The 6,471-nt window shown below is 74.1% G+C and carries 8 protein-coding genes; 5 read left to right on the top strand and 3 right to left on the bottom strand.

Annotated elements, in window-relative coordinates:
* Positions 1 to 176 precede the first annotated feature (176 nt).
* Positions 177 to 950 carry an enoyl-CoA hydratase-related protein gene (locus tag AB0B97_RS15710; RefSeq protein WP_357494127.1) on the bottom strand — a complete coding sequence of 258 codons (774 nt, stop codon included), beginning with the start codon at positions 948 to 950 and terminating at the stop codon, positions 177 to 179.
* A 98-nt stretch (positions 951 to 1,048) separates the two neighbouring features.
* Between AB0B97_RS15710 and AB0B97_RS15705 the strand changes: the two genes are divergently transcribed.
* From AB0B97_RS15705 to AB0B97_RS15695, 3 genes are all read left to right on the top strand, one after another.
* Positions 1,049 to 1,531 carry a DUF6232 family protein gene (locus AB0B97_RS15705; RefSeq protein WP_357494125.1) on the top strand — a complete coding sequence of 161 codons (483 nt, stop codon included), beginning with the start codon at positions 1,049 to 1,051 and terminating at the stop codon, positions 1,529 to 1,531.
* A 105-nt stretch (positions 1,532 to 1,636) separates the two neighbouring features.
* Positions 1,637 to 2,119 carry a DUF6232 family protein gene (locus AB0B97_RS15700; protein ID WP_234581355.1) on the top strand — a complete coding sequence of 161 codons (483 nt, stop codon included), beginning with the start codon at positions 1,637 to 1,639 and terminating at the stop codon, positions 2,117 to 2,119.
* Positions 2,116 to 2,487: a hypothetical protein gene (locus AB0B97_RS15695; protein ID WP_357494123.1), complete on the top strand. Its 372-nt coding sequence runs from the start codon at positions 2,116 to 2,118 to the stop codon at positions 2,485 to 2,487. Before AB0B97_RS15700 ends, AB0B97_RS15695 begins: the two co-directional genes overlap by 4 nt.
* A gap of 35 nt (positions 2,488 to 2,522) precedes the next feature.
* Here AB0B97_RS15695 and AB0B97_RS15690 read toward each other — a convergent pair whose 3' ends face one another.
* Positions 2,523 to 4,046 carry an alpha/beta fold hydrolase gene (locus tag AB0B97_RS15690; RefSeq protein ID WP_357494121.1) on the bottom strand — a complete coding sequence of 508 codons (1,524 nt, stop codon included), beginning with the start codon at positions 4,044 to 4,046 and terminating at the stop codon, positions 2,523 to 2,525.
* Positions 4,047 to 4,124: 78 nt separating this feature from the next.
* Here AB0B97_RS15690 and AB0B97_RS15685 point away from each other — a divergent pair, with 78 nt between their 5' ends.
* Positions 4,125 to 4,853: a hypothetical protein gene (locus AB0B97_RS15685; RefSeq protein WP_234581361.1), complete on the top strand. Its 729-nt coding sequence runs from the start codon at positions 4,125 to 4,127 to the stop codon at positions 4,851 to 4,853.
* A gap of 33 nt (positions 4,854 to 4,886) precedes the next feature.
* Here AB0B97_RS15685 and AB0B97_RS15680 read toward each other — a convergent pair whose 3' ends face one another.
* Positions 4,887 to 5,345, bottom strand: a complete 459-nt coding sequence (locus tag AB0B97_RS15680) for a rhodanese-like domain-containing protein (protein ID WP_357494119.1) — start codon at positions 5,343 to 5,345, stop codon at positions 4,887 to 4,889.
* Positions 5,346 to 5,416: 71 nt separating this feature from the next.
* Here AB0B97_RS15680 and ftrA point away from each other — a divergent pair, with 71 nt between their 5' ends.
* Positions 5,417 to 6,442 (top strand): transcriptional regulator FtrA, encoded by a 1,026-nt coding sequence (gene ftrA, locus AB0B97_RS15675; protein WP_357494117.1) that lies wholly within the window; start codon positions 5,417 to 5,419, stop codon positions 6,440 to 6,442.
* The last annotated feature ends 29 nt before the right edge of the window (positions 6,443 to 6,471 follow it).

Raw genomic sequence — 6,471 nt, 5'->3', positions numbered from 1 at the left:
AGGTTCGGGGCTTTTTTTTTTCGGGCGGTCGCGCGGGGGGGCCGCGGGGGGGGCCACCCGCCCCGCGGGGTTTGGGGAATTAAACCGGTGTTGTATCCGGACGAAACCGCAACGCCGTCGGTCGTCGTCCGGGCCCGCCGCAGGCCGGCCAGTTCTTATAAAACAGGCCCTGACCGTCAGCGGCCGGTGAAGTCCGGCTTGCGCTTCTCGACGAACGCCGCCATGCCCTCGCGCCGGTCGTCGGTCGCGAACAGCGCCGCGAAGAGCTGACTCTCCCAGGCCAGGCCGGAGTTCAGGTCCATGTCCAGGCCGCCGTCGACAGCCAGCTTCGCCGCGCGCAGCGCCTGCACCGGCCCATTGAGGTACGGCGTGACGAGCGCGACCGCCGCGTCGTACACCTCGGCAGCCGGGGCGACCCGGTCGGCCAGGCCGATCCGCAGCGCCTCCTGCGCGTCCACCATCCGCCCCGACATGATCAGATCCTTCGCGCGCGCCGGCCCGACCAGGCGGGCCAGCCGCTGGGTGCCGCCCGCACCGGGGATGATGCCGAGCCTGATCTCCGGCTGGCCGAGCTTGGCGTCCTCGGCCACGACCCGCCAGTCGCAGGCCAGCGCCAGCTCGCAGCCCCCGCCCAGGGCGTAGCCGGTGATCGCGGCGACCACCGGCTTGGGGATGCGGGCGATCGCGCCGAGCGCGCTGGAAAGGGCAGCCGCCCGGTCAGCCATGTCCACGTAGGACATGTCGGCCATCTGCTTGATGTCCGCCCCGGCGGCGAAGACCTTCTCCCCGCCGTACACGATGACGGCGCGGACCTCGGGGTCGGCGGTGGCCGCCGTGGCGGCGGCGCGCAACTCCTCCTGCACCTGGGTGTTGAGCGCGTTCATCGGCGGCCGCTCCAGCCGGATGGTGCCGATGCCGTCAGTGGTCTCCAGCCGAACGAACTCGCCCACGCTGCCCTCACTTCCTCGTCGAAGTCGCGTGCCAACCTTACGACCCGGCTCGTTGGGGTAAGTAGTGTGGTGTCAGCCCCTCGGGCGGGAGTCCAGCCATGATCACGTATTACGACGACAGGTCGGTGCAGGTCACCTCCACCGCCGTCCAGGTCGACGGCCGCAGCTACTCGCTGGCCGAGATCACCATGGTCTGGCACCGCCGGGGCAGCCGCTCCTGGCGGGTGCTGGTCGGGCGAGGCGCGCTCGGCGCCGCGCTGGCCGGCCCACTTGTCGCGGCCGTGCTCGGCATCGGCCTGGCCGTCTGGCTGCACCGCTCCCCCACCGTGACCATCGCCATCGTCGGCGCCTCGGTGCTGGTCGGGCTGGCCGTCGGCCCGGTCGCCGACTTCCTCTTCGAATACCTGGACCGCTCGTACGCCAGGGGCAGCCGGCAGATGGAGATCTGGGCCCGCTGGCGCGGGCAGCCGGTGCGGTTGCTGCACACCGGCGACGCCCTGCGCTTCGGGCAGATCTACCGGGCGGTGCAGCGCGCGATGGAGCACACCCAGCCGGCCGCCCGGCCCACCGCGCGCCGCTAGCCCCCTCGCCGTTCGCCGATCTGGGGCAGTTCCGTCGACCGCTGACGGAACTGTCGCGGCCGCCGCCGAGGCGCGCGAGTTGCCTGCCGGTGGTTAGGCTTAGTGATGACCCTCTATTACCGGGACGACGCGGTGCAGGTGACCTCCGAGTCGATCCGGGCCGGCGGTCAGGTGATCGCCCTGCCCGACGTGACGTTCGTCTGGCACGAACGAGGGCAGAAGACCCTCGCCGTACGCGGCCGGGTGCTGGGTCGCGGTGTGCTGGTCCTGCTGCTGTCGCTGCCGCCCCTCGTCGCGCTGGTCTGCGTGGTCTCGCTGGCCTGGTCGGCACAGGATCGGGGCAACTGGCAACTGGCGCTGATCATCCTGGCCGCCTGCGCGGTGGGGGCGCTGGCGCTGGCCCCGTTCCTGGAGATTCCCCTCGGCTGGCTGGACCGCTCGTACGAGCGCGGCAGCCACGTGCACGAGCTGTGGGTGCAGCACCACGGTCAGGAGCACATGCTGCTGCGCACGCCGGACGCGCTACGGTTCGGGCAGATCTACCGGGCCGTGCAGCGCGCCGTCGAACAGCAGGGGGACCATCGATGACCACCCGACGTGGCGAGGCCGTCGCGCTCGCCGGGCTGCTCGCCACGGCCGGCGTCACCCACCTGCTGCGCCCCGGTTTCTACGACCCGATCGTGCCGCGCGCGCTGCCCGGGCCGGCCCGGCTCTGGACGTACGCCAGCGGGGTCGCCGAGCTGGCGGTGGCGGCGGCGGTGGCGCACCCCGCGACCCGGCAAGCCGGCGGTCGGGCCGCCGCAGCGCTGTTCGTCGCCGTGCTGCCGGCCAACGTGAAGATGGCTGTGGACTGGCGGCACCGGCGGCCGTCGAAACGGGCCGTCGCCTACGGCCGGGTGCCGATGCAGGTCCCACTGATCTGGTGGGCGCTGCGGGTCGCCCGCGCCGGCCGTTAGACCCCCGGCCGGGCCTCAACTCGACGGCGGAGCCGTCAGGCCAGGGGCAGGGTGGTGGCGATCGGCCAGCCCAGCAGGGCGGCGCCCACGAGCGCCGGCAGCCAGCGCGGGGTCGCGTACCGGCGCAGCACCGCCGCCCACAGCACGTGCCAGCCGAGCAGCACGGCGAACAACGGCACCACCAGCAGCACGAACCCGGGTGCCAGGCCGACCACCGCCGACGTGCTCAGCACGAGCACGGTGACCGCGACGACAAGCAGACGACGCCAGGTCCGGCCGGCCGCGACCTGCTCGACGCCCAGCAGGAACAGCAGGCACGCGCCCAGCACCACCGGGAGCAGCCACCAGCGGGCGCCGACCGGCAGCGCCGAGGTCAGCCCGAGGTGGATCGGCAGCCCCACGGCGAGGACGGCGTACGCCGTCAGCGCCAGCGCGGCGACTGTGGTCCGTGCCGGCGTACGACGAGCGGTCTCGTCCACGGCCACGCCGGGCGCTCGCGTCGCGGCGGGCAGCCAGCGTTGGCCACCGCTCACCAGCAACCCGCTGACCAGCAGGAAGCCCGTGACGTATCCGCCGACCGCGAGCGGGAGACGGTTGGTCGGCAGGACGGCGGCGGCCGACGCCGCGAGACCGCTCGCGAGGACGGCCAGCCCGAGCAGGACGAGACCACGCAGCGGTTTCCCGCCGCCGACCGACGCCGCTCCTGCGCCGGCCCGCCGGCCCAGGAGCAGGGCAGCCAACGGGACGACGCCGATGGCGAACGCGAACACCAGCAGCGCCGCCCCGGCGAGCCGGACCAGCGGTCGGGGCGGCGCGCTCCCGTCGACGCTGGGCAGCCAGTCGGCGATCTCCTCGTGGGTGCGGGGCGCGAAGAGCACCGAGATGTGCTCCACCCCGGGCACCACCACCGCTGGCCGCCGGCCGACCGCCGCCCCGCGCCGCACCGCGTCGTCGGCCGCGCGCCGGAACGCGGGAAACTCCGCGCCGCCGACGATGAGCAACAACTCCGCCGGGCGACCCGGCGGCAGTTCGCCGGAGCCGGGCAGTGAGATCGCCACGGTCCGGGCGATCTCCGGATGCGCGGCCGCGTACCGGGTCACCGCGCCCGCGCCCATCGAGTGACCCACCAGCATGATCTGGGCCGGGTCCACGTCCGGCTGGGCGCGCAGATGTGCGACCGCGGCGTCCAGGTCGGCGGCGAGCGTCGCGGGTGACATGTCGGGGCCGAGTCGGGCCGCGTTGGCGCCGTGCCCGGCGAAGTCGAACAGCAGGGCTACCGCTCCTCGGCGGGCCACGGTGTCGGCGATCGGGCGCATCAGCCGCCCCGAACCGGCGAACCCGTGCGCGATCACCACGCCGGGCCGCCGCGCGTCCGGTGTCGGCGGGCCGGCGCGTACCTCGGTCATCGGCACGCCGTCGACGGTGACCTGCCGCACGAAGAGGCCGGCGTCCGCGCGGACCAGCACCGCCGTGCCGAGCGCGGCGGCCACCGCCGCGAGCACGGCGAGCAGGACGGCCGCGCGGGTGCTCGGAGGGTGGTGCGGCGAGGCGGCCGACATGCCGGCACCCTACCGCCGCGGACCGCACCGGTGATCGCCCGCGAGCGGTTGTGGCGGGGCCGACGCACACTTGGTCCCATGGCGATTCCCCTCCCCACACCAGGCGCCGTGGTCGGCCTGACCCGCTCCGCCCTCGATCAGGCGCTCGGCTCGGCGGCCTCGTTCGCCGCCGTGCCCGCCCGCGCGTTCGCGGTGCTCGACGGGGTGGAAGCGCTGCTGGCCAGGATCAACGGCGTGGTGGACCGGATCGAGACGACCCTGGACCGGACCGACGCGGTGCTCACCGACGCCGAGGCGGCGGTCCGCGAGGTAGCGGTGATCAGCGCCGCCGCGACCACCGCCATCGACACCGCCAGCGAGGTGGCGACGGCCGCCGCCGTGGTGGTCACCGAGGCCGAGAAGGTTGCGCACCTCGCCGGCACGGTGGTCACCGAGGCCGAGGCGGTGGCCGGCAGCGCCGCGGTCACCGTGGGCACCGCCGCGCAGGCGGCGACCACGGCGGCGGAGCTGCTGGCGGCGTACGAGCCGGCGCTGCGCCGGGCCGCGCCGATGACCGGGCGGTTCGTCGAGGAGCTGAGCCACGAGGAGATCACCGCGGCGATCCACCTGATCGACGAGTTGCCCAAGCTCAAGGAGCACCTGACCGCCGACATCCTGCCGATCCTGGCGACGCTGGACCGGGTCGGGCCCGACCTGCACGACCTGTTGGACGTCACCCGTGATCTCAAGCTCGCCGTGGCGGGCATCCCCGGTCTCGGCATGCTGCGGCGACGCGGCGAGAAGCTCAGCGACGAGCCTGCCGGCTGAGACGCACGCGCCGGCCGCGGGCCGGTGGCCGGGTCAGCAGTCGCAGGTGATCGTCCCCCTTGGTGCGGTCAGCTCGTCGACGGGACGTCGGGTCAGCCCGGTCTCCGTCTCCACCGGCAGTCCCTCCCGTACCCAGTACTCGAGCCCACCGAGCATCTCCTTGACCGGAACACCGAGCCGGGCGAACTCCAGCGCCGCCCGGGTCGCGCCGTTGCAGCCCGGCCCCCAGCAGTAGGTGACCACCGCCGTGCCGGCGGGGATCAGGTCGGACGCCCGGGCGGCGATCTCGGCGGTGGGCAGGTGCACCGCTCCCGGCAGGTGCCCCTGCACCCAGCCGGCCACGCCCCGGGAGTCGACCACCACCAGCCCGGGGGTACGGGCCGCCAGGTCGGCGTGCACGTCACTCACATCGGTCTGGACGCTGAGGCGGGCGGAAAAGTGGGCGACTGCGACGTCCGCAGCGGCCGGCGGGACAGCGAAAGCAAAGGTCATGACACTGATCGTGGCCGCACCGGGCGGCCGGGACGAGTGGCGGGAACGACGTCCTGCGCTAACATCCCGCCATGCCGAACAGTGCGGTGCAGACGCGCCCGCGCCCGCTGCCAACGCCGCGACGGCCGGCCGCTCACCGCGTCGCCGTGCTCGCGTACCCGGGGATGTCGGTGTTCGAGACCGGCATCGTCACCGAGGTGTTCGGGCTGCCGCGCCCCGAGTTCGACGTCGACTGGTACGACCTGGTGATCTGCGCCGAGAAGCCCGGGCCGGTCCCGGTCGTCGGCGGAGTCAGCCTGCACACCCCGTACGGCCTGGCGGAACTGGCGGCGGCGCGGACGGTGATCGTGCCCGGCGTGCCGGACGTGACAGCCGACCCGTCGCCCGCGCTGGTGGCAGCGCTGCGGACGGCACACGCACGCGGCGCCCGGATCATGTCGATCTGCTCGGGCGCGTTCGCGCTGGCCGGCGCCGGCCTGCTGGACGGGCGGCGGGCCACCACCCACTGGCGGTACGCGGAGCTGCTGGCACGGCGGTACCCGCGCGTCGAGGTGGACCCGGACGTGCTCTACCTCGATGACGGCGACCTGCTCACCAGCGCCGGCAGCGCCGCCGGCCTCGATCTCAGCGTGCACGTGGTGCGGCGTGACCACGGGGCGGCGATCGCCAACGCGGTCGCCCGCCGGTTGGTGATCCCTCCGCACCGCGACGGCGGACAGGCCCAGTTCGTCGAGGCGCCGGTGACCGCCGACCCGGACGACGACCGGATCGCCGCCAGCATCGACTGGGCGCTCGCGCACCTCACCGAGCCGTTGAGCATCGCCCGGCTCGCCGCGCGGGCACACATGTCACCGCGCACCTACCTGCGGCACTTCACCCGAGCCACCGGGACCAGCCCGATCCGGTGGCTCATCGACCAGCGGGTCCGGGCCAGTCTGGCGCTGCTGGAGGAGACCGAAGCCCCGATCGAGCAGATCGCCGGCGCGGTGGGCTTCGACACCCCGGTCACCTTCCGCCACCACTTCGGACGGATCATGCTGACGTCACCGTCGGCGTACCGGCGGGCCTTCCGCACGGGCACCGGCCGGCCGGCGTGACGTGGTCGGGCGTACCGACGTCACGGTGC

The sequence above is a fragment of the Micromonospora sp. NPDC049004 genome, assembly GCF_040649315.1.
GTDB lineage: Bacteria > Actinomycetota > Actinomycetes > Mycobacteriales > Micromonosporaceae > Micromonospora.
Note: the sequence above shows the minus strand (reverse complement) of the source record. Positions and strands in the feature narration are given on the sequence as shown.